Consider the following 22,853-nt stretch of genomic DNA (forward strand, 5'->3'; position numbering starts at 1 on the left):
TTGAAAACGTTAAAATCCAAGCGTTACAACGTCACCCATCTAAAAACACTCCTATGCACGCTGACTTCAAACGCGCATAAGTGTTTAAAGGCGTAGATTAGTGTCAAATATTTCGCTAATTGTTGGTTTGGGCAATCCTGGTTCAGAATATGCCCAAACCCGCCATAATGCAGGTTTTTGGTTCATTGAACAGCTTGCAGACAAATATGGCATTACATTAAAAAATGATCCAAAATTTCACGGAATCAGTGGACGTGGTAATATAGAAGGACACGATGTCCGTCTACTTCTACCCACTACATTTATGAACCGTTCTGGACAAAGTGTAGTTCCATTTGCAAAATTTTATCAAATTGCTCCCGAAGCAATTTTGATTGCTCATGATGAACTTGATATGAACCCAGGTGTAATTCGTCTTAAAACAGGCGGTGGACACGGTGGTCATAACGGTTTACGTGACATTGTCCCTCATATTGGTCCAAATTTTCACCGTTTACGTATTGGTATCGGACATCCTGGCTCGAAAGAGAAAGTTTCAGGTCACGTACTTGGAAAAGCACCAAGTAGTGAACAAAGTCTGATGGATGCAGCAATTGATCATGCCCTTTCTAAAGTGAAGCTACTTGTTCAAGGACAAGTTCCACAGGCCATGAATCAAATTAATGCATATAAACCCACTTAAATTGTTGAACAATCATGCTTGCTATCTTGCTTTTTTAGGAGCAAAATGCGCATCAGCCACTTTGCCAACCGCAAAAGCTAAAGATTTCACCATAAGATCTACATCTTAGGTCTACTCAGGAGACGCTAGCCATGCTATCTCGTTTATTAAAATGCAAAATTCACCGTGCAGTTGTAACCCATGCTGAACTTCACTATGAAGGTTCTTGTGCAATTGATGGCGTATTGATGGACTTAGCTGGTATTCGTGAATATGAAGAAATTCATGTTTGGAATGTAACCAATGGCAAACGCTTCACAACTTATGCGATTCGTGGTGAAGATAACTCTGGAATTATTTCAGTAAACGGCGGTGCTGCACATCAAGCAGACGTTGGCGATTTAGTAATTATTGCTACATTTGGTGATTTTACTGAAGCTGAAGCAAATATTCATAAACCACGTTTGGTATATGCTAATCCAAATAATACAGTCAACCACACAGCGAATTGCATTCCTGTTCAAGTTGCCTAATTTATTTTAAGAATAAAAAGCCCGCATTGACGGGCTTTTATTATTTTATAAATCCTTAATAGTTCCTTCCCACCAGTTCTTTTGTTTTTCACAATTTAATGGTTGAAGCTGCTCTCCTCGTAATTCGAACAATATCGCCTCTCCTTTAGAATTTACCTTAAATTCAGCATATTTGGCTTTTTCATAACATTGGGCCAAGCCTTCTGCAAACAAGAAACTGCGAGAGGCAGGATATAAAGCCTGCAAACGATTTTCAGGATTTTTTAAAATTAACCTCTGCCCAGCAAATGAATTATTGATATCTAAAATGGTACGAACTACGCGATTTTGTGAATCCAAAATAACTTTTGCGGGAACGGAAGAGCGATTAAAAATCACCTGTTCCAGAGCCTCACCTTCACTTCCTGCAAGAGCTTTAAGAGATTGTAAATGTAATTCATAAGCCAGTGCCATATAGTCACCTTGTAAAATTGAACGAGGATCAACTGGCTTAAGCTCAATGAAAATACTTTTACTATGGTGCAAATGCCATTCGTTTTTCGCCACTAAACCTGCAAAAAATAATAGTGTAATAAAGGCAAGAATAAGAGAAAAATACTTTTTCATTCTTTCTCTCCTTTAACAAGATCATTTTTATTTTCACATTGAAGCAACCAAGACAGAGCCAACAAAACAATGCCCGAAATAAAAATAGATGCACTCTTAGCTAGAAAAGTTATTTGTAGGTTGTAATAAAGCTGCCAGAACACAAAAACGAATACAGTTAAGCTCACTCCATACACAATATAATCTTTCTTTTTTAATGCCCACGTTAAAATAATAAGCAGGATGAAAATTTCAAAATATCCCAACACAATAAGTAACCCACCAAATATTAAAAAGGCGAAAAAAGTGAGTGCCTTAAGTTGTCGATATGAATGAAAAATACTAAAGCAAAATAACCAGACAGCAGGTAGCAAATATAAAACCCATAACTGCTGATCTATCGAATTTTCTGGTACCCACCCCATAAAAGTATCAAAAAATGAAGCTACTACTATTACGACCAGCACACATAAAAAAATACTACGCTCATATAGAGCTATTGATTTTCTCTTAGGTAAGAGCACTAAACTAAAAACCAAGTAACTGAGCAAAGTTAAATTTAAATAAGTCTGAGTAGAATGTTGTGACCACAATGAATGGTCCAGTTGTAGCAAATAGATAAAAGCTATGCCATACGTAGCAAGCATTTGAATTAAAATGAAGAACCAATGAGGTTTAAGAAAATAACTAATACATAGAATAAAAATCTGTGCAATTAAAACCCATAGAATTTGATCTGTTTCTGAACCAAGATGAAACAAGAAAGCGGTCTGCCCACTGATAAACAAACAATAGGCAAATTGCCGAAAGAAATAGCTTTGTGATTTCTTTAAAAGAATAAACGCCAATCCAACAAAAACAACTCCAATAACTAAAGAAATAGCTTCCCAAAACCCCAGCGTAAAAGCTGCAAGTGCCAAGCCAGCAAGCCAAGCACCAATTGCCAATGGAATGACATAAAAGCGGCTTTGACGAAAAATTTTTATTAAAAGATAGCTAATCAGCGCGAACCAAATAAAAATAATGCCTGCAATCAATAAAAATATGAACTCATTAGAGTCTTTAAATAAGTTATTAATCCCATCTACAAGCCATATGGTTGCAGTCACACCCAAAACAGCTGCCATCAAACTAGCACATAGCTGATCATCTTTTTTGAAGAAATAATAAAAAGCGATTATTCCCGAAAAGAAAGCAGAAATTAGATAAGGAATATTCTCATTCGATAAATATTGAATCATTCCAATAATCGAAATAACGGCGAACCAAGCGATAAAGACAAATCGTAAAGCACGATATTTCTTTATACACACCCAAAATTCAATAAGGCTTAATAAATTCAGAGCAAATAGATATACATAAGGAAATTTTTCTGACCAGAAAGTCTGTTTAAAAAATAAAAAAAGTGTAAGTTGGCTGGTAATACAAATTAAAGCAAAGATTCCAATATTCGGCCGATATAACCACGGCAGTAAAAGCAATGTCCAAATTAAAAAAAGCAAATAACTGTCTGCACCTGTTTGATAAACCTGTCCAATAACGGCCAAGCTTAAGCCTATCATCAAACCACAAACGCTATGTAAGGTCTGCCTAACCCCATCACTTAAAGTATCTTTTGTGCTGAACCATGCTGACACAAGTAATATAACGGGCGGGATAGCGAGTTGAATACTGTCTGGAAGCATAAACCAGTTGGCAGCAATTAAATAAAGGATACTTACTGCCATAAATACATAACTGAAAATATGGAGATGCTGAATAAATGAGCTATTGGTTAGAGGATAATAGTCTCTTATCTGCATGAAACACCTATTTTATTTATAATTTTCTATAAAAAACATAGCATTCCATTTTCATATCAACAAGTAAGCTCTTGTTAAAAAGCCTATTTCGATTTATGAAAATGCTTATTCATAAAGAAACTTAGCATTCTATAAAAGCATCTAGCCAATTCTATCAAGCGCGCTATAATAAAACCCATCGCTTCAGGGCGGGGTGTAATTCCCCACCGGTGGTAAAGTTAATTTTTATAAATAGATTAACAAGCCCACGAGCTTAAATTGTGTAATTTGAGCAGATTTGGTGAAACTCCAAAGCCGACGGTATAGTCCGGATGAAAGAAGACGACGAACTGGGATAAATCCGTTTTATTTCAGTGCCAGCCTGTTTTTACATCAGTCCTGAAATGTTCAACCGTATTTTTTACGAGAGCGTTTCATTATGTCTAGCTTAATTCAACCAGAACTTTTTTTCTCAGCCCTCTCTCCTGCTGAGCAACGCATTCAACAAGCATTAGAAGATATCCGTCAAGGCAAGCCTGTCTTGGTTATGGACGACTTTGATCGCGAAAATGAAGCAGATTTAATTGTTGCAGCCGAAACTTTAACGGTAGAAACAATGGCACGTATGATTCGTGATGGTTCAGGGATTGTATGTTTATGCCTTACAGAAGAGCTAGCAGATCATCTAGAACTCCCTCCAATGGTTTCTCAAAACTCGAGTCAGTTTCATACCGCTTTTACAGTGACCATTGAGGCAGCTCAAGGCGTTACCACTGGTGTTTCTGCTAAAGACCGTGTAACAACTATTCAAACTGCTATTAAAGATGGTGCTGTTGCAAGTGACTTAAATCGTCCGGGTCACGTTTTCCCATTACGTGCACGTAATGGTGGCGTGCTTACTCGACGTGGTCATACTGAAGGAACAATTGATCTAGCAAGATTAGCCGGTTTAAAACCTGCTGGTGTGTTATGTGAATTAACCAATCCAGATGGCACGATGGCATCGGGCATTCAAGTTTTAGCATACGCTCAAACTCATCACTTAACGGTGATTACGATTGAAGAACTTGTTCAATACCGCCAGCAACACGGTATTTAAATAAAAAAGGTTTGGCTTTAGATCAAAGCCAAACCTTCAAATTAAAATTTAATAATATTTAAGAAACTTTCTTTTGTGCTGCCAGTTCTTCAACATAGTCCAAAAGTTCAGAGAATTGCTTAATCATTGCTTTAGGCTGTGCTTGAGCAAGTTCCTCTGCTGTTCCATAACCATAAGTCACCGCTACCGCCTCGATACCGTTATGACGAGCACCCAAAACGTCATATTGGCGGTCACCGACCATTAAACACTCTTCTGGGTTTAATTGCTCATGCTCAAGAATATAATGGATAAGGTCAGCTTTATTAGTCCGCTCACCCGTTAACTCACTCCCATAGATATGTACAAAGTATTGACTTAATTCAAAATGGTCCAAGATACGTTTTGCATAAATCGTTGGTTTAGCAGTTGCGACAAATAAACGATATCCTTCTTTTTTTAAAGCGCTAAGCGTTTTTGCAACAGATGGATATACTTCATTTTCGAACAGGCCAACCACCGAAAAACGCTCGCGATAAGCAAGTAAAGCTTGTTCAGCTAAAGCATCATCTTGAGTAGCTAATAATTTTGCGAGTGATGGCTTTAGTGGTGGGCCAATTGTCCAGTCAATATCTAAATCGGCAGCCAATGGATAGCCTAATTTCTCCATTGCATAGCGAATTGAAGTATGGATTCCAACTTTTGGGTCTGTTAAGGTTCCATCTAAATCAATCAAAATATGTTTTATAGCCATTCAATCACTAACCCAGTAAAGTATTTAATTCAATTGGTCGAGAGTTTAATCAAACTCTCTTATACTAACGTAAATTTAAATTGAAAAGGAAATAACCGTGCGTCCAACCGTACTTTGTTTCTCGGGTTTAGACCCTTCAGGTGGTGCAGGTTTACAAGCCGATATCGAAGCAATTGGACAAAGTGGTGCCCATGCAGCAATTGCATGTACTGCCCTCACCATTCAGAACTCACAACAAGTATTTGGCTTCGAAGCAACCTCAAAAGAACTCTTATTAGCACAAGCAAATGCAGTTGTAGGTGACTTACCCATTAAATGTGTTAAGTCAGGCATGCTTGGCACAACAGATAATATTGCGGCACTAGCTGAATTTTTACGTGCTCATCCTGACTATCAGTATGTACTTGATCCTGTTTTAGTCGCAAATAGTGGCGGCTCTTTAGGGGATCAGGCAACTCTCGTTAAAGCGTTCGTTGAACTTATTCCTCTAGCCACAATTATTACTCCAAATACCGTTGAATTACGTGCTCTAACAGGTATTACTGATTTAGATCAAGCCACTCAAAAGCTTTTTGAAATGGGTGCTAAAGCTGTTCTAGTGAAAGGTGGACACGAAGATACACCAGATCATATTAAAAATAGTTTATATATCGATGGTGAACTAGTAGCGAGTAGTAGCTGTCCTCGCCTTGAAGGTGAATATCACGGCTCAGGTTGTTCTTTAGCTAGCTTTATCGCTGGCCGTTTAGCTTTAGGTGATTCTTTAAAAATTGCAGTACAGCATGCTGAAACATGGTTATTCGGTGTTTTAAAAAATGCAGATACCCCTGTACCAAACGGACAAAAGATTCCAAAGCGTTTTTAAAAGCACAAAAAAGGCGCTTAAAGCGCCTTTTTTTATTAACCTCGATTATTGAGGAATACGTAAAACTTGCCCCGGGAAAATCTCATCAGGATCTTTTAACATTGGTTTATTTGCTTCAAAGATTTTTGGATATTGATTTGCATCACCGTAAACTTCTTTCGCAATTTTTGAAAGGTTATCACCAGATTTCACTGTATAAAATTTACTTTCTGGTTCAGGAGTTGCCACTGTCATCTGGTCATCTACTTGAGCCACATGATCAATGTTTCCAACAATAAGAATAATTTTCTCTTTATCTGCTTGGCTTTTTACCTGCCCTTTAATAATTGCAGTATCAGTAGTACCGTTATAGGTTACAGATAAGCCTTCTACCCCTAAGCCCAAACTTTTAATTAAACCTAATAATTTATTTGCAACTTCTTGTGCAGAAGGTTCTGCTGGTGTTGCTGGAGCTGGTTGTGGTTCTGCTGGTGCGGTATTTTTCTTGCCAATACCTTTTACAAAATCAAAAAGACCCATCTTTTAGTCCTCATATTATTGTTTATAGTAAAGTCATTAAACTGACCTTTATTGTTATACTTCAAAAAAGTTATACCTCTGCTATCAATTGAGGTTGATCTTGTAAAAATATGTATCTCTTAAATTTTTTCTAAAATAAAAAAAGCCACCTTACGGTGGCCTTCTTTTTATTCAGCAATATGCGAATTAACCAAGTTTTTTAGTTACATAGTCAATTGCAGATTGAACTGTAGTGATTTCGTTAGAATCTTCATCAGGGATAGTGATGTCGAAGTCGTTTTCGAAAGACATAACAAGTTCAACTAAATCTAAAGAGTCAGCACCTAAGTCATCCATAAAAGATGCTTCGTTTTTAATCTCTTCAGCTTTAAGACCAAGTTGTTCTGCAACCGCTTGTTTAACGCGTTGTTCGATATCGCTCACAGGAATTCTCCTCATTGCTTGTGGCGTTTAATTTGCCACTAGTTTAATTGAATATAAAAATTTTTAAAAGTTTATACATCGGCGTTAGGCCATGTATAAACCACCATTTACATGTAATACCGTACCGGTAATGTAACCTGCTTTATCACTTGCAAGGAAACTCACCGCATTTGCGATATCTTGTGGCTCACCTAAGCGATTTAAAGCCACTTGATCACTCATTTTTTTGCGAATGTCTTCACTAAGTGCATCTGTCATTTCTGTTGCAATAAAGCCTGGCGCCACACTGTTTACAGTAATTTGGCGGCTACCCATCTCTTTTGCAAGGCTACGGCTGAATGCTTCAATACCTGCTTTAGCAGCAGAATAGTTCGCTTGGCCTGGGTTTGCAAAGTGAGCTACAACAGAACTGATATTAATAATTCGACCAAAACGTGCCTTCGTCATACCCTTAAGCACACGTTTAGATAAACGATAAACTGCTTTAAGGTGAATGTTGAGAATGTCATCCCAATCATCTTCAGACATACGAAGCAACAAATTGTCTTTCGTAATACCTGCATTGTTAACTAGAACAAGTACAGGACCATAGTTCTGTTCAATATGAGAAACGACTGCTTCAATCTCATCGAGATTACGCACGTCGAGTGCCAAACCTGCACCTTGTTCACCAAAGCTATCACTTAACTTTTGTGCACCAGATTCAGAAGTCGCAGTACCTACAACAAAATAACCGTCTTGAATAAGTTGCTGGGCAATGGCAGCGCCAATACCCCGACTCGCGCCCGTTACTAATGCAACTTTGCGTTCTTGTGTCATGCAATTTTTCCTTCTGCCACTAAAACAGCATTTAGGGCATCTTCCATTTTGCTCTTACTATCAATAGAAAAAGCTTTTTCAATATTTGGTAAACGCTTTGCGAGGTTACTCAATACTGTACCTGGACCACACTCAACAATGTATTGAATACCTTGGTCTTGTAGAGACTGCATGGTACGTGTCCATTGTACTGATTGGTACAATTGTGCAGTTAATGCCTGACGCAATTGAGCAACATCGGTAGCTATTCCCGCGTTGACATTTTGTATTACAGGAATGGTAGGTAGCTCAATGGCAGTTTGTTCCAAAGCTTCTGCAAATTTCTCAGCGGCAGGTTTCATCAACGAACAATGAGAAGGAACTGACACTGGTAAAGCAATTGCTTTAGCTGACTGCTCTTTTGCCAAAGCCATGACTTCTTGTACAGAAGCAGTACTTCCTGCAATCACAACTTGACCTTGTGAATTATAGTTTGCAGCTTCTACAGAACCTTTACCTGACGCACTCACGGTTTGACAAAGTTCAACCACTTTTTCATCAGCCAAACCAAGGATTGCAGCCATAGCCCCTTGACCCTGAGGTACAGCACTTTGCATGAGCTTGCCACGCAAGTTAACTAATTTAACTGCATCCGCCAAGCTCATAGAGCCTGCAGCTACCAATGCACTGTATTCACCTAGTGAATGTCCTGCAAGGTATTTAGGTGCCAGACCCCCTAAATCAAGCCATACACGCCATAAAGCGATACTGGCAGTTAATAACACAGGTTGGGTATTTTCTGTTTGGTCGAGACTTTCGCCACTTTGCGCAATATGCCAAAGATCAAATCCAAGAGCATCTGAAGCTTCTGCAAAAGTTTGCCCGACCCCACTAAACTGTTCTGCTAGTTCAGCAAGCATACCGACTTTTTGTGAACCTTGACCAGGAAACACAAATGCAGTTTTTGTGGCTAAAGCTACTTGTTCAAGACGTTTAGCAGACATAAGAAATCCTTTTTTGGGTTTTCACTCATTTCTGGAGCGGAAATTTAACATGTTATTTATATATTTATAATTGCGAAAAACAACAAAAAAAGGGAGCTTTCGCTCCCATTTTTTCTATACTTAAGCATCACGCTTAATGCATATCATGCAATTATTCAGCATCAGCTGCTTTAGCGAATAATTGACGACCACGGTAGAAACCGTCTTTAGTCACGTGGTGACGACGATGAGTTTCACCAGTTGCTTGGTCTACTGTTAATGCATTCTCGGTTAAAGCGTCATGTGAACGGCGCATGTCACGGCGAGAGCGACTTTTACGGTTTTGCTGAACGGCCATGATGGCTCCTTACAAAGATCGAAAAAATGGATCAGAACAAATTCAGTTGTCTTATCTCACAATTATAACACAAATTATGAGTTAAGTTTACCCTTCAAACCTGCCAAAACATCAAACGGATTATCCCGTTTTTCTTCGACAACATTCTGAATGGTAGGTTGATGTTTATGTTCACAAGCATCATGCTTGGGAGATAAAGGCATCAACAATAACAGTTCATCTTCTAGTAATGCGAGTAAGTTAATCGAGGCAGGCGTATCATAATCGCCTTTCGTCGAAGACTCACTTTCACCTAAAACGATGAAATCAGCATCCTCATCCAAGCGCTCTATCAGTGACTCATCATCCACTAATGCAATATGGAAGTCTAAGACAAGAGGCATTTCAACAGGTTCCAAACAACGTTGGCACTCCATTGGAACTTTCGTGTCCATGTGACCGTCCATCCACACAATGCGATGATATGCATCCATTGATAGCTTACAGTCTATGTTGATCAATTGGTTATCAATTGATCCAACAGCTTCACGAGCGATACGAGCAAAGCGAGACAAGGGCAGTTGACCTGACCATGTAAAGCCTTGTTCAGCCCATTTAAACGGCTCAATCTGTGCCGGAAAGGTATTTGCTGACATAATTAAGGCGGCAATTCTACAAATTCATCGGTACTCTGTCAAAGATTAAGATACAATTTTGCACTTCTTTAGACAGAACTCGGGGTAAATTAAGCAATGCACCTGTTGCAGCCGCAACCTGAAGTTAACACTTCATTACTCGTTTGCACCCATTCAACTCATCAGAACACTCTTGTACCTGACCTAGTGCAACTCTCACCATGGTCAAGCTCAAAATCGGAGTCTGAGCAAGTTGATTGGCTTATTTTACACTTTAATCACTGGTTTTCCCACCATAATGTGACATTAGTTCGTGGTGATTTTGAACCTGAATATTTCCCAGCGACAAATAAAGAACCAGCCAAGATCCAATTTGCTCACGGTTTCTTTAATAGTGCTTTGCATGAAATTAGTCATTGGTCTATTGCAGGTGAAAAAAGACGTCTATTACCAGATTTAGGTTATTGGTATGCACCTGATGGTCGCACCCAAGAACAGCAAAGTTTATTTGAACAAGTAGAAATTAAGCCTCAAGCAATTGAATGGTTATTTGCACAATCTTTTGGCCGGAAATTTAGAGTTTCACTCGATAACCTTACAGGTGATAGCGGTGATGGCGAACTATTTAAAGATAACGTTTATGCTCAAGTGCAACGTTACTTTTCGGGTGAAGCTAAGTTGCCACGTGATGCAGCAGCATTTATTGGTTTTATTTGCCAATGTACACGTTCGGGTACACCTTTACAATTAAATGAATTTAAACGTGAACTCCTTGATTAATTGACAAAAAAGCTACGTTAATTGCTTGCCTAGGCCATTTAAAAAGCCTAATAATTATTTTTAACACTGGCGTGATGGAGTCTCTAAAATATGATGCATTTACATGTACATCCTGAAAATCCACAGCAACGCCTCATTGCCCAAGCGGTTGAACGTATCCGAGCAGGAGATGTTGTGGTCTACCCTACCGATGCTGCCTATGCAATTGGGTGTCAAATCGGTAATAAAAATGCCATGGAACGTATTGCACAGATTCGTGGCTTAGGGCCTAAACATCAATATGCCATTATGTGCTGTGACTTATCTGATATTGCAACTTATGCAAAAGTTGATAATGCGACATATCGTTTATTGAAAGCGAATACACCAGCTATTACTACATTCATTTTACCTGCAACAAGTGAAGTTCCTCGTAGATTGATGCACCCTAAGAAGAAAACAATTGGCTTACGTATTCCGAGTAATCCAATTTGTCAGGCTTTATTACAAGAACTTGGCGAGCCCCTACTCACCAGTACATTAATTTTACCAGGCCAAGAAGACCCTCTAGATGACCCTTACGATATTGAAAATCAGTTAGATAAACGAATTGATGTATTTATTGACGGAGGTTTTGGTACCTTGACCAGTACAAGTATCGTTGATTTATCGGGCGAACATCCTGAAATTATCCGCCGTGGTGTTGGCGATGTAAGTGCTTTTGAATAAGCACTTACTTTTTCACCAATAGTTTAAAAAAAAGTATTATCACTTAAAAAAATACTCTTTATTTATTTTGGATTTTTTTTACACTTTAGTCGTTAAGTAATTTATTAAAAGACACAATTCATTTAGAATGATTTTCACTATCTGCTGTTCTTCTACTTACAGCTGTCTAGGACTTGAATAACAAGTCTCATGCTTTTGAAAATTCGCGTGGCTTATAATCGTAATGAATCAATCACTTCATCAATCCATGGAAGACGCTCCACACATCCGTGTTTTAGATGAGTGGCATGACAAAATTCCAGAAGATCTCTATATACCTCCAGCTGCATTTGAGATTTTGCTCGAGCGGTTTGAAGGTCCATTAGATTTTTTAATTTATCTGATTCAGAAAAACGGTTTCGATTTAATTCAACTCGATATTGCTCCTATAGCGACTCAATATTTGGCCTATATGGATAGCATGAAATCTTTAAATATCGAGTTGACAGCAGATTATATGGTGATGGCTGCTTTATTGGCTGACTTGAAGTCTCGCCTACTTCTACCAAAACCTACAATTATAAGTATTGAAAAAGATCCTAAGCAGGAGCTTATTGATCGTCTTGAAACCTATCTACGCATTAAGCAAGCAGCTGAGCGTTTAGGTCAAATGCCAATTCTTGAGCGCGATACATTTAGTGCCAATGTAAGCTTGGGACATATCTCTCCTGTTTATGAAGGTTACGATATTTCTGCGCTACATGATGCGTTGTTCTGTGTATTTAATCGCCCCGAACCTATTACCCATGTTGTCGCTCAAGAACCTGTTTTACTCGAAGAACGTATTGCATATATTGAAGAGAAATTAGAGTCTGGTGACGTGTTAAGTTTTAAAGAATTACTCAATCCCCAGCAAGGTCGTATGGGAATGGTTGTTACATTTATGGCAGTTTTAGAATTGACTCGCCAACAGAAAATTAAAATTATTGCCACTGGTATTGAAGCCCCGTTAGCAATTCAAGGGTCTTCACTATGAGTAGTTTTGAACAAAATAATAGTGATTTGTCATTAGCGGACATACATCACGAAGTTTTATTACAACTTGAAGCAATTATTTTTGCCAGTGATGCGCCTGTTTCAATTGCCCGTTTAAAAGAAGTATTTAATAATCAGTATAATAAACAACAGCTTCGTCAGCTTTTACAACAGCTCGCGTTATTACAGCATGGCCGCTCTATTGAGCTGATTGAAACAGCGCAAGGGTTTCGCTTTCAGGTAAGATCTAAATATCGTAGTATTATTGCGCAAATTTGGCCAGAGCGACCAACAAAACTGTCGCCTTCATTACTAGAAACCCTGGCTGTCATTGCTTATCATCAACCGGTTACCCGAGCTGATATTGAACAAATTCGTGGTGTATCTAATAATAGTCAGATTCTTAGAACACTATTTGACTGGAACTGGATTAAAGAAGCCGGTTTTAGAGATTTACCCGGAAGACCTGCGTTGCTAATTACAACGCCTCAGTTTCTGAATGCTTTTGGTCTAGCCTCTCTAGGCCAATTGCCTCCCCTACAGAACGCCAAGGAAGCCTTTATGGCTCTCGATGCAAATGCACCGAAATCATAAAGAGGTGGACTGTTGATCATTATGTCTAAGGTTGTGCTGTCATGAGTGAAAAATTGCAAAAAGTATTAGCGCGAATCGGATTAGGTTCCCGCCGATATATGGAAGAGGTTATTGCCGCAGGACGCGTGAGTGTAAACGGTCGTGTTGCCCAAGTGGGTGAGCGCATTGAACCAGGCGATGAATTACGCATTGATGGCCGTAAAGTTCAGTTTCAGATTGAAGACGAAATTCGTCGTCGCGTACTGATTTATTATAAACCTGAGGGTGAAATCTGTTCACGTAATGATCCTGAAAAACGCCCAACCGTATTTGATCATTTACCACAAATTGCCAATGACCGCTGGGTAATGGTAGGTCGTCTGGATATTAACAGTACTGGTTTATTACTATTCACAAATGATGGTGAACTTGCTAACCGCTTAATGCACCCATCTAATGAAATCGAACGTGAATATGCTGTTCGAGTAATGGGTGAAGTAACGCCAAAACTACGCCAAAACATGGTCAACGGAGTAGAGCTCGAAGATGGCCCTGCCAAATTCGAATCATTCTCTGAAATTGGTGGTGAAGGTATTAACCGCTGGTACCAAGTTGTAGTAAAAGAAGGTCGTAACCGCGAAGTACGTCGTATTTTTGAATCGCAAGATCTTAAAGTAAGCCGTTTATTACGTACACGCTACGGCACAGTTATTTTACCGCGCGAACTACGTACTGGTCGTTGGATGGAACTCGACAAAACTGACATCGACAACTTAGCAAAATCAGTTGAGTTAAAACCACGTCAAGGTACAGGTTTATTTGGTATGGCGAAACGCCGTACTGATCGTATGACTGAAAAACCAATGGCAGCACGTCGTGGCGGTTACTTACGTCAACAACGTCGTGATGATGAAAAAGAAGCGCCAACTAACACGGGCAACCAACGTAAAGCGACTGGTTTTAACCGTGGTTCAAAGAAATTCTAAACATTCATAAGATGTAAAAAAACCGCTCAAATTTGAGCGGTTTTTTATAGCCTGTTTAACTTAATTCATTTTCGCCAATTCGATCCATTCAGCTTCAGGAAAATGAATAGCTAAATAATCTTTCAAAAAATTTGAAGTATCTTGAGAAATTAATGGATCTTTTGATTCATCTTTTAGATTATAAACCAAGGCATGCAACTTCAGCCCACGAGACTTAAGTGCTTCAAGACTAAGCAAAGTATGGTTAATACTTCCTAAACGGCCCGATGTTACTAAAATAACAGGAAACTGATGCTGAGCGACATAATCAATGGTAAGCAGACTAGTGGTTAATGGCACCATTAAACCTCCCGCACCTTCCAGCAATACGATTTCAAAACGCTCAGCCAATGTTTGGGTCGCATCTTCAATTTTTTGAAAATCAATTTCTCGGTTATCAAGACGTGTTGCAAGATGAGGTGAAGCAGGATAACTAAAGATTTCAGGCATGGTTAGCTTGTCATGATCTTCTTGGAACCAGCCCTGCCCCATAATTTCACGATGCTTTTCAATATCCTCAGAAATATCAGCGTTACCTGTTTGAATGAGTTTTTGGGTAATCACTTTTTTACCCTGCTCAGTCCATAATTTTGCTAAGAAACCTGTCGCGTAGGTTTTACCAATTTCGGTATCAATCCCACTCACAAAATAGATCTGACCACTCATTTACTTTATTCTCCGGGAAATACAATAAATCGGATGATATGTTAGGGAATATCCTTCGGCATACTTAAACCGATCATAATCTTGATAAAACTGTTGTAAAGTTTGTTTAGTCCAACGATGCTGAGCCGTTGCGGTTACACCTGTTGCTTTTAAATGTTGCAACACAGCTTTAGGTGAATCGAAATAGAGTTGAGTTTCTAATTCTGACAAATGCAAAATCTCAAAACCAGCCTGAGTTAAGGCACTACTCCAATTTTCAACTGACCAGTAACTTAAACCCTGTCCTGTTAATTCTTTAATCTCTAATAAGTTTTTAGAACCGAATGTTGAGAAGCACAACCAACCTTGATCGACTAAAGCCTCATTACAACGTTCGAGCAAATGCGGTAAATCTTGTATCCACTGTAAAGCTGAACCTGAAACAATCATATCCAGCTGCTGAGGGAAATCTAAAGTTTCAATATCCCCAATCAACCATTTTAAATTTTCTTGATGACTAAAGTGCTGCTGCACATCTGCATATAGATCATTCAAAATTAACTCTTCAAACTTAAAATATGTAGCAAGAAGACGAGTTAAATTGCCAGAACCACAACCAATTTCAAAGACACGCGACATCGTAGTCGGGCAGAACTGCTGAACTAAACCTGTTAAATTTTGGCAAATCTGTTTTTGAACAATTGCATGCTCTGAATAGCTTTGCCCTGCTTTGGCAAAACGCTGGGCAACTAAGTTTTTATTCAAATTCACAGAAAACTCACCAATTCTTCAAGTTCATGTTGCTGCACCATTGACGTTAAAGAAATACGCAAACGCGAACTGTTTTTAGGTACTGTTGGTGGACGCACAGGCATAGCATAAAAACCACTTTCCTGAACGTATTTCGCTTTATCGATCGCAGCCTGACTTTCTCCAACAATGACTGGAATAATATGGCTGGGCGATGGGCTTACATAACCCTTTTGCACAACAGCTTGTTGAAGATATTGGCTAATATTTTTTAAGTGTTCACGTTGAGATTGAGAGACTAATACTTTCTGAAAAATAAAGTTTGCCCATGCCATAACAATCGGAGGCTGTGCAGTACTAAAAATAAGTGGGCGCATTTTATTAATGAGATAATCTTTAATAATTGGATCACAAATAATGTAACCACCGACTGCTGCTAATGCTTTGCCTAATGTACCGACCAGAAAATCAATTTCCTGAATCACATTATATTGTTCAGCACATCCTAAGCCTTGCTGACCACGAACGCCAATTGAATGCGCTTCATCAACATATAACATAGTTTTAGCAAACCGTTTTTTTAGCTGAACTAAAGCGGCTAAATCCGTCTCATCACCGTCCATACTAAAAATACTTTCTGTGACCACAATGATTCGTTCAATCTTGTCATCCTCATGATATTTTTGGAGGAGTTGTTCCAAGTGTTGTAAATCGTTATGTCGATAACGCACATACTGAGCACCAGATAAACGTATACCGTCAATCATACTGGCATGAACTAACTTATCCGCCAATATTAAAGTTTTACTATCAGCAACAGCTGGCAAAATACCAATATTCATATGGTAGCCACTATTAAATAATAGTGCCGCGCGACCACCAAATGCTTGGCTTAGGCTATTTTCTAATTGTTCATATTCATCAAAATTGCCCGTTAATAGACGTGAAGATGATGAACTAAAATAGCTACGCTCGATTGGAAAGCTATCTAAAAACTCTTGACGAAAATTGATATCAGCAGCCAACCCAAGATAATCATTTGAAGCTAAGTTGAGCATCGTTTTATTTTGGATCGAAATAAAACGTCCGTGCTGCACATTTTGGGTAAATTGTCTAAAGTTACCTTGTTGCTTTAACTCATCCAATTCGGCAGAAAAATGATCAAGCAATGACATCTTAATTCGCTCCCCCCATCGTTTGAACAACTTCAACTAATTGTTCGAGCAAATCGCTTAACTCTTGATGCGTGATGACATATGGTGGCATCACATAAACCAATTTTCCAAAAGGACGGATCCAGATTCCGCGGTCTACAAATTGTTGCTGTAAGGTTTTCATATCAACATTAAAGGTGAGTTCTACTACACCAATTGCACCCAGCACTCGCACGTCGGCAACATAATCAAGCTGACTTAAAGGCGTTAAATATTGGCTAAGCTGTTGTTCAATTCGCTCAATATTAGCCTGCCAATCTTGCTCAATTAATAATTGGGTACTTTTTAAAGCGACCGCGCAAGCAAGTGGATTAGCCATAAAGGTTGGGCCGTGCATAAACACCCCAGCCTCACCCCGACTAATGGTTTCTGCAACATGCTTTGTCGTTAAGGTAGCAGATAACGTCATGTAGCCGCCTGTTAACCCTTTACCTATGCACATAATGTCTGGCTCAACTTGTGCATGTTCCCAAGCAAAAAGCTTACCCGTGCGGCCAAAACCAGTCGCAATTTCATCAAAAATTAATAACAGATTATATTGTTCACAAAGTGCTTTCGCCTGACGTAAATATTCAGGATGATAAAAACGCATCCCCCCTGCACCTTGAACAATCGGCTCAATAATCAGTGCAGCAAGGTTTTCATGATTTTGCTGAATAGCTTGCTCTAGCTCAGCAATATCCTCTTGATTCCACTCTTCATGAAATTTGGTTTGCGGAGCTGCTACAAAAAGACGGTTCGGTAAACTTGTACCAAAAATTTGATGCATGCCTGTAACCGGATCACAAACAGACATCGCATTCCATGTATCACCGTGATAACCAGAACGTGTAGTAATAAAATTTGTTTTTTGTGGTTGGCCTTGTGCTGTCCAGAATTGCACAGCCATTTTCAAAGCAACTTCAACGGCAACCGAACCTGAATCTGCATAGAAAATTTTATCGAGACTTGGCGGCGTAATTTTTAAAAGAATTTTTCCAAGTTCAATTGCAGGATCATGAGTTAAACCACCAAACATGATATGCGACATGTTCTGTAATTGATCTGTCACTGCCTGATTGAGTTCAGGGTGGTTATAACCGTGAATTGCACACCACCATGACGACATCCCATCAATTAAAGTCTTACCATCATCTAGTTCAATCGTTGCCCCATAGGCACGTTTAACTTTAAATGTTGGTAAAGGTTGAGTCATTGAGGTATATGGATGCCAAATATGTTCCAAATCAAAATTATCGGTCATCCTCTATACCCTTTTACAGCAATTAAATCTTTCATTTAGCACATGTTAAACCTGTTAAGAATGAAAGAAAATTGCGAGATCAACCAAAGCTTATTAACTTTGCTGATGAATTGTTAAAAATTGGCAGATTTCTTCAATTGTTCGATCTACTTCTAAGTATGGAAAAGCATGAGTAGCGCCTTCTAATACTTTATAAGTCATGTTTTCTGTCGCGATATCCTTGAAATTTTCAATAATTTTGCAAGGAATGACATTATCTTGCTCGGCAAACACATGAAGCTGCGGACCTAGATAGTTTTTTAAGTTATTTACCAAATTTAGTTGCTCAAGCATTTGCAAACCTTCTGATAGCAATTCAATTGAAGGCGGATTTGCTATGTTTTGTATGCTTACCCAATCTTGTTTAGCCTGAGATGAACCGAGTGTAATTAAGTAATAAAAACGCTTTAAAGTGGCTTGCGGGGTTTGTAAAAAAGAAGTCTTAAATTGACTAAACACATCAGCAGGCATAGCAGTTTGCCAATTATCGTTGGTAACAAAACATGGATTTGAAGCGAGCGTAATTAACGTTTTAGTTTGCCCTGTTTGCTTGTAAAAAATATCAACCAGTTGAGTTGCTAACTGTCCACCTAAAGACCAACCTATTACTACATCAACCTCAGCAACTAAATCAAGCTGTGCTTGAAAGTTACGATCTAAAACATCAAAAATATTAATAAGTTGAGTTTCAAAACCCTTTTTGTCCAAATGCAATTTTAGAGATTGCAAAGGCTCCTCTCCTACTCCCCAACCTGTAATTAATAAAATTTTATTTTGTAACTTCATATGCCTGTCCAAAGCCGATTTTATAAGGATTATATAATAATATCGATTTAAAATATCTTTTAAAATCAATATAAATGGTAAATTTTAGAGCATAAAATTAAACATTTATAATGAGTTAATATTCTGAAATATATTGATAAGTAAGACCCGCATTATTCATAGTAAATATACAAAAATTTAATTATCTAAACATTGAAGCCAATCAAAAAACAACATACTCCACACTTCGCCTATAAATCCATTATGCAATGTAATTAATGTTAATACTTATGTTTTTTTATTAAAAAAAATGACTCACCAATTCATTTTAATGCTAGAAGATTAATTATTGATCAAAAAGTATTAGGAAGGCTAATATGAACAGTCAAAGCACAATATCTGATGGGAGAAAAAAAAATACATCTTTTGTTACACCCAATGATGTTATAAATAACTTATCTTTAGATAAAAATTACTGCATGTTTTTGGATATTGATGGCACATTAGCACCCTTTCAAATTAATCCTGAGCATAGTTTTATTCCACAAACTACATTAGAAGTTATAAAAAAAATTACTAAATTAAATATACCTGTTATTGCTATAACAGGTCGTGATGTAGATACAGCAAGCAAACTACTACATCCTATTGAAGTTCCAATTGCTGGTTTACATGGTTTAGATATTTATTTTGATTCAGGAAATTATATTCGACCAGATTTAAGCAGTATTAATTTCAAAAATTTAAAACAAGATATTACCAAAAATTGTGATAAATATCCTGAATTATTAATTGAGGATAAAGGATATTCTATTGCCTTACATTATCGTAAAAATCCTAATTTAGAAAATAATGCCATTAATATTATGCAGAAAATTAATCTCAATTATCCTCAATTAAAAATAAATAGAGGAAAATTTGTTGTTGAATTAATTCCAAACCAAGCTGATAAAGGTAGAGCAATTGAAACCATATTAAATCATCTTGATTTACATGCAGTATTACCTATTTTTATAGGTGATGATTTAACAGATGAATCTGGTTTCACTTACATTAATCAGCAAGCTGGCCTTAGTATTAAAGTAGGTCCAGGCGAAACACAAGCAAAATATAGATTAAAAGATATTGATAATGTCGCGGATTTTCTTCTTTTATTTCAAAACAGAATAAAAAGCTTATATGTCAAAAATAGCCAAAATCAGAATGGAGAAAAATTATGTCTAAATTAATCGTATTATCGAACAGAATAAGTATGCCATCAGGTAAAGCTTCAGCAGGTGGTCTTGCTGTAGCTGTACAAGATGCACTAAATGATAGTAATGGCATCTGGTTAGGCTGGAATGGGCAGCAAATTACCGATAGCGAAGCGCCAGAATTTGAGCAGGCTTATTCTCAAGGAATTGACTACATTACCTGCCCCCTCACTCATCAGCAATATGCCCAATATTATTGTGGTTTTGCTAACAAAGTTTTGTGGCCAGCAATGCATCATAGAGATGATCTGATTGAATATGATGCAGAAGAGTACAATACCTATCAAAAGGTTAATCGCTTATTTGCTCAAAAGCTAAAACAGCTTGCTCAGCCTGAAGATCTTATTTGGGTGCACGATTACCACTTTTTTAGTGTGGCTCGCTATTGCCGTGAATTAGGCATGCAAAACAAAATTGGTTTCTTCTTACATATTCCTTTTGCCAGTCTGAATATCTGGCACAAAATTCCGGTAGCCCGTGAGTTAATTCAAGACTTGAGCCAATATGATGTTATTGGCTTACAAACTCAGATTGACCAAAATGCCTGCATGCAGACTTGCCTGAATTTACTCGAAGCTCAAAAAATTCAAAGCAACAGTATTAGCTATAAAAAACGTCAAATATTAATTAAATCATACCCAATTGGTGTTCAGCCTGAACTTATACAAAAACAAGCACAACAAGATTTGGCGACCTCTTCGGTATTTAATTTTGAAGAAATTCCACGTCAAAAAACTATTATTGGAGTTGATCGTATTGATTATTCAAAAGGTTTACTTGAAAGATTTAATGCATTTGCAACCTTTTTGGAAACCAGCCCCGAATATCATGGCCTAGTTCGACATCTTCAAGTGGCGATTCCTTCTCGTACCGATATTCCAGCTTATCAACGCTTATACCAACGTTTTAAAACCAAGCTAGAGTTAATTAACGAAGAGTTTGCGCATGAAGACTGGAGACCTGTAGATTGCTGCTATGACACGGTACAGCACCATAATCTCATGCACATTTATCGTCATTCAGATATTTGCTGGATCAGTTCACTACGTGATGGGATGAATCTAGTGGCTAAAGAATATATTGCGGCACAAGACCCAGAAAATCCAGGTGTGCTCATTTTATCTAAATATGCTGGTGCTGCTGAGCAAATGTCTCAAGCCTTGATTGTTGACCCGCAAGATAGAGCGGCAATGATGGATGCTTTAAAAATGGCTTTAGAAATGTCTAAAGCTGAGCGTATTAATCGTTATCAACAATTGATAGAGGGATTAACATCATCTGATCTTACCCATTGGCGAAATAATTTCTTGGATGATTTAGAAAAGACACCAACTTTACTAATGAAGCCTCAGCGATTATTACAAGATAATTATCAATCTATTTATCAGGTTTTATAAATCTAAATAAAAGAACATCGAGAAATTTAATTTCTCGATGTTCGCTATTTGGTGATTATTATTTATAAATTAATTTGTCTTTACTAATGTAAAGCGGTTAAGTAAAGCAATAATAAATAGTAATACAGCGACGCCTGTTAAAACCGTACTTAAACCAGTCCATTCCCCAATTAAACCGATTAAAGCTGGTCCACTTAATGAACCTGTATAGGCAATTGTTGATACTAAAGAAAGTGCTGCTGCTTTAGGCATATTGTTTTGTCGACCAACACGAGAAAACATCACTGGTACAATATTAGAACAACCTAATCCTAATAGTGCATAACCTAATACAACCACTTGCCACACTGGTGCAGTTACAATAACAGCCATACCAATAGCGGCTCCAATTGCACTATAAGTCACAATATTTTTTTCACCCCATTGCTTAAGCAAGATATGACCTGCAAAACGACCAGTCGTCATGCTAAGCGCAAAGAAAGTGTAAGCTAAACCAGCAAAAGCAGGATTAAGCTGATATTTACTTGTTAAATAAATACCACCCCAGTCCATTGCTGCACCTTCTGATAAAAAGGCGATAAAACACATCATACCAATAAGCAGAATAATGCCATCAGGACGATAAAGTTTTTTGGGCGCTTGAGTGGTATCTTCATGTGGCTTTTCTTCCTGTTCAAAAGACGTTAAACAAGATGGAATCGCAACGCCACCAATAACAAGTAAAATCATAACGACTGATAACGTACTCATTAAGGGTGAAAGCCCTACTGCCAATAATGCTGTCACAAGCATAGCGCCTGTTAAACCACCAAGACTGCACATTCCATGGAAGCTAGACATAAGAGCTCGCACACTATGTTTTTCAACAACTACTGCTTGTAAATTGATAGCTACTCCAAGACATCCTGCTGCCGATCCAAAAATAAACAATGCTACAGCCATCGTCACAATGCTGCTCCACATCGTAAGGCTAGGCAATAAAACCATTAACAACATCAATGCCAAAGCAATTAACGGACGACATCCCCAGCGCTTTACTAAAGCACCAGTCGCAGGCATAGCAATCATTGACCCGATACCCATACACAGCAAAAGTAAACCAAAATCGGCATGATTTAGGTTTAAACGCTGCTGTGCAAAAGGAATAAGAGGTGCCCAAGCTGCAGTCGCAAAACCTAAGCTAAAAAAGCTTAGTCGTGTTGCAAGACGCTGTGTGCTTAGGAGAGTAGCTGTATCTAAAACAGCAGGTTTGGTAAATAACATATTTCGCGAACTCACCATAAAATCATTGGCGATCCATACCAACCGATTTTCCATAGAAAAACCCTTGCCTCATTAAATTTCTAGGCAAGGGTTTTGTTGGCGAAATTATAAACAATTTCATAAAAAAAACAGGGGGTGTGATACAATTTTTCTGACTTTTTTGTAACTGCCAAAGCCTTATATAGTAAGGCTTTGAATATGTTCAATTTGACAAAATCAACATCCAAGTTAA

General features: G+C 38.0%; 26 protein-coding genes, 1 pseudogene and 1 riboswitch. Of the genes and pseudogenes, 12 read left to right on the forward strand and 15 right to left on the reverse strand.

The features are described from left to right. From J690_RS0104520 to panD, 3 genes and pseudogenes are all read left to right on the forward strand, one after another. A pseudogene (locus J690_RS0104520) lies at positions 1–80 on the forward strand (50S ribosomal protein L25); the annotation flags it as partial. Positions 81–100: 20 nt separating this feature from the next. After that, entirely contained in the window at positions 101–682 is a 582-nt protein-coding gene (pth, locus tag J690_RS15215) for an aminoacyl-tRNA hydrolase (protein ID WP_002120328.1), read from the forward strand. Positions 683–813: 131 nt separating this feature from the next. Then, positions 814–1,194: an aspartate 1-decarboxylase gene (panD, locus tag J690_RS15220; protein WP_002120296.1), complete on the forward strand. Its 381-nt coding sequence runs from the start codon at positions 814–816 to the stop codon at positions 1,192–1,194. Between the two features lie 45 nt (positions 1,195–1,239). Here panD and J690_RS15225 read toward each other — a convergent pair whose 3' ends face one another. Next, positions 1,240–1,800 carry a GDYXXLXY domain-containing protein gene (locus J690_RS15225; protein ID WP_032036753.1) on the reverse strand — a complete coding sequence of 187 codons (561 nt, stop codon included), beginning with the start codon at positions 1,798–1,800 and terminating at the stop codon, positions 1,240–1,242. Beyond that, positions 1,797–3,581, reverse strand: a complete 1,785-nt coding sequence (locus J690_RS15230; protein ID WP_032036754.1) for a DUF2157 domain-containing protein — start codon at positions 3,579–3,581, stop codon at positions 1,797–1,799. Before J690_RS15230 ends, J690_RS15225 begins: the two co-directional genes overlap by 4 nt. 176 nt (positions 3,582–3,757) lie before the next feature. Continuing rightward, positions 3,758–3,908: riboswitch (FMN riboswitch) on the forward strand. Positions 3,909–3,999: 91 nt separating this feature from the next. Between J690_RS15230 and ribB the strand changes: the two genes are divergently transcribed. Continuing rightward, the gene (ribB, locus tag J690_RS15235; protein ID WP_005070969.1) at positions 4,000–4,659 is read left to right on the forward strand and encodes a 3,4-dihydroxy-2-butanone-4-phosphate synthase; all 660 of its coding nucleotides are present in this window, start codon (positions 4,000–4,002) and stop codon (positions 4,657–4,659) included. 58 nt (positions 4,660–4,717) lie between these two features. On the opposite strand, the gene J690_RS15240 is transcribed toward ribB, so the two are convergent. Further along, positions 4,718–5,392 carry an HAD-IA family hydrolase gene (locus J690_RS15240; RefSeq protein ID WP_002120346.1) on the reverse strand — a complete coding sequence of 225 codons (675 nt, stop codon included), beginning with the start codon at positions 5,390–5,392 and terminating at the stop codon, positions 4,718–4,720. A gap of 97 nt (positions 5,393–5,489) precedes the next feature. Here J690_RS15240 and J690_RS15245 point away from each other — a divergent pair, with 97 nt between their 5' ends. Continuing rightward, positions 5,490–6,257, forward strand: a complete 768-nt coding sequence (locus J690_RS15245; RefSeq protein WP_004794208.1) for a hydroxymethylpyrimidine/phosphomethylpyrimidine kinase — start codon at positions 5,490–5,492, stop codon at positions 6,255–6,257. A gap of 45 nt (positions 6,258–6,302) precedes the next feature. Here J690_RS15245 and lysM read toward each other — a convergent pair whose 3' ends face one another. From lysM to J690_RS15275, 6 genes are all read right to left on the reverse strand, one after another. Then, a complete protein-coding gene (lysM, locus tag J690_RS15250) occupies positions 6,303–6,776 on the reverse strand; it encodes a peptidoglycan-binding protein LysM (protein WP_002120434.1) in 474 nt (157 codons plus the stop codon). 186 nt (positions 6,777–6,962) lie between these two features. After that, positions 6,963–7,199, reverse strand: coding sequence for an acyl carrier protein (gene acpP, locus J690_RS15255; RefSeq protein ID WP_001279871.1), 237 nt, complete (start codon positions 7,197–7,199; stop codon positions 6,963–6,965). A gap of 84 nt (positions 7,200–7,283) precedes the next feature. Next, the gene (gene fabG / locus J690_RS15260) at positions 7,284–8,018 is read right to left on the reverse strand and encodes a 3-oxoacyl-ACP reductase FabG (protein ID WP_002120395.1); all 735 of its coding nucleotides are present in this window, start codon (positions 8,016–8,018) and stop codon (positions 7,284–7,286) included. Further along, entirely contained in the window at positions 8,015–9,001 is a 987-nt protein-coding gene (fabD, locus tag J690_RS15265) for an ACP S-malonyltransferase (RefSeq protein ID WP_032036755.1), read from the reverse strand. The genes fabG and fabD overlap by 4 nt, the downstream gene beginning before the upstream one ends. Positions 9,002–9,152: 151 nt before the next feature. Next, positions 9,153–9,338, reverse strand: a complete 186-nt coding sequence (gene rpmF / locus J690_RS15270; protein ID WP_000290730.1) for a 50S ribosomal protein L32 — start codon at positions 9,336–9,338, stop codon at positions 9,153–9,155. A 74-nt stretch (positions 9,339–9,412) separates the two neighbouring features. Continuing rightward, positions 9,413–9,973, reverse strand: coding sequence for a YceD family protein (locus J690_RS15275; protein WP_002120393.1), 561 nt, complete (start codon positions 9,971–9,973; stop codon positions 9,413–9,415). Positions 9,974–10,069: 96 nt separating this feature from the next. Between J690_RS15275 and J690_RS15280 the strand changes: the two genes are divergently transcribed. The 5 genes from J690_RS15280 to rluB all read left to right on the forward strand — a co-directional run bounded on the left by J690_RS15280 (position 10,070) and on the right by rluB (position 14,013). Then, positions 10,070–10,732, forward strand: coding sequence for an elongation factor P hydroxylase (locus tag J690_RS15280; RefSeq protein ID WP_032036756.1), 663 nt, complete (start codon positions 10,070–10,072; stop codon positions 10,730–10,732). Positions 10,733–10,822: 90 nt separating this feature from the next. Further along, positions 10,823–11,440 (forward strand): L-threonylcarbamoyladenylate synthase, encoded by a 618-nt coding sequence (locus J690_RS15285; RefSeq protein WP_002120255.1) that lies wholly within the window; start codon positions 10,823–10,825, stop codon positions 11,438–11,440. Positions 11,441–11,663: 223 nt separating this feature from the next. Continuing rightward, the gene (locus tag J690_RS15290) at positions 11,664–12,455 is read left to right on the forward strand and encodes a segregation and condensation protein A (protein WP_032036757.1); all 792 of its coding nucleotides are present in this window, start codon (positions 11,664–11,666) and stop codon (positions 12,453–12,455) included. Then, positions 12,452–13,048, forward strand: coding sequence for an SMC-Scp complex subunit ScpB (scpB, locus tag J690_RS15295; RefSeq protein ID WP_032036758.1), 597 nt, complete (start codon positions 12,452–12,454; stop codon positions 13,046–13,048). The genes J690_RS15290 and scpB overlap by 4 nt, the downstream gene beginning before the upstream one ends. Positions 13,049–13,089: 41 nt before the next feature. Beyond that, positions 13,090–14,013, forward strand: coding sequence for a 23S rRNA pseudouridine(2605) synthase RluB (gene rluB / locus J690_RS15300; RefSeq protein ID WP_032036759.1), 924 nt, complete (start codon positions 13,090–13,092; stop codon positions 14,011–14,013). A 60-nt stretch (positions 14,014–14,073) separates the two neighbouring features. Here the strand turns inward: rluB and bioD are convergent, their stop codons facing one another. The 5 genes from bioD to J690_RS15325 form a co-directional block, all read right to left on the reverse strand. Beyond that, complete coding sequence (gene bioD / locus J690_RS15305) at positions 14,074–14,718, reverse strand: dethiobiotin synthase (RefSeq protein WP_032004264.1); 645 nt, start codon at positions 14,716–14,718, stop codon at positions 14,074–14,076. Further along, on the reverse strand, positions 14,719–15,468 hold the full coding sequence (gene bioC / locus J690_RS15310; RefSeq protein ID WP_032036761.1) for a malonyl-ACP O-methyltransferase BioC: 750 nt from the start codon (positions 15,466–15,468) through the stop codon (positions 14,719–14,721). Continuing rightward, positions 15,465–16,622, reverse strand: coding sequence for an 8-amino-7-oxononanoate synthase (locus J690_RS15315; protein WP_032036762.1), 1,158 nt, complete (start codon positions 16,620–16,622; stop codon positions 15,465–15,467). Before J690_RS15315 ends, bioC begins: the two co-directional genes overlap by 4 nt. Before the next feature lies 1 nt (position 16,623). Continuing rightward, positions 16,624–17,904 carry an adenosylmethionine--8-amino-7-oxononanoate transaminase gene (bioA, locus tag J690_RS15320; RefSeq protein ID WP_032036763.1) on the reverse strand — a complete coding sequence of 427 codons (1,281 nt, stop codon included), beginning with the start codon at positions 17,902–17,904 and terminating at the stop codon, positions 16,624–16,626. Positions 17,905–17,997: 93 nt separating this feature from the next. Then, positions 17,998–18,729: an alpha/beta fold hydrolase gene (locus tag J690_RS15325; RefSeq protein ID WP_032036765.1), complete on the reverse strand. Its 732-nt coding sequence runs from the start codon at positions 18,727–18,729 to the stop codon at positions 17,998–18,000. Positions 18,730–19,085: 356 nt separating this feature from the next. On the opposite strand from J690_RS15325, the gene otsB reads away from it, so the two are divergent. Both otsB and J690_RS15335 read left to right on the forward strand, forming a co-directional pair. Next, a complete protein-coding gene (gene otsB, locus J690_RS15330; RefSeq protein WP_032036767.1) occupies positions 19,086–19,937 on the forward strand; it encodes a trehalose-phosphatase in 852 nt (283 codons plus the stop codon). Then, on the forward strand, positions 19,925–21,358 hold the full coding sequence (locus J690_RS15335; protein WP_032036770.1) for an alpha,alpha-trehalose-phosphate synthase (UDP-forming): 1,434 nt from the start codon (positions 19,925–19,927) through the stop codon (positions 21,356–21,358). The genes otsB and J690_RS15335 overlap by 13 nt, the downstream gene beginning before the upstream one ends. A 69-nt stretch (positions 21,359–21,427) precedes the next feature. Here J690_RS15335 and J690_RS15340 read toward each other — a convergent pair whose 3' ends face one another. Continuing rightward, positions 21,428–22,621 carry an MFS transporter gene (locus J690_RS15340; RefSeq protein ID WP_081405194.1) on the reverse strand — a complete coding sequence of 398 codons (1,194 nt, stop codon included), beginning with the start codon at positions 22,619–22,621 and terminating at the stop codon, positions 21,428–21,430. Positions 22,622–22,853: the final 232 nt, after the last annotated feature.

Source organism: Acinetobacter sp. 742879 (assembly GCF_000588535.1).
Taxonomy (GTDB): domain Bacteria; phylum Pseudomonadota; class Gammaproteobacteria; order Pseudomonadales; family Moraxellaceae; genus Acinetobacter; species Acinetobacter pittii.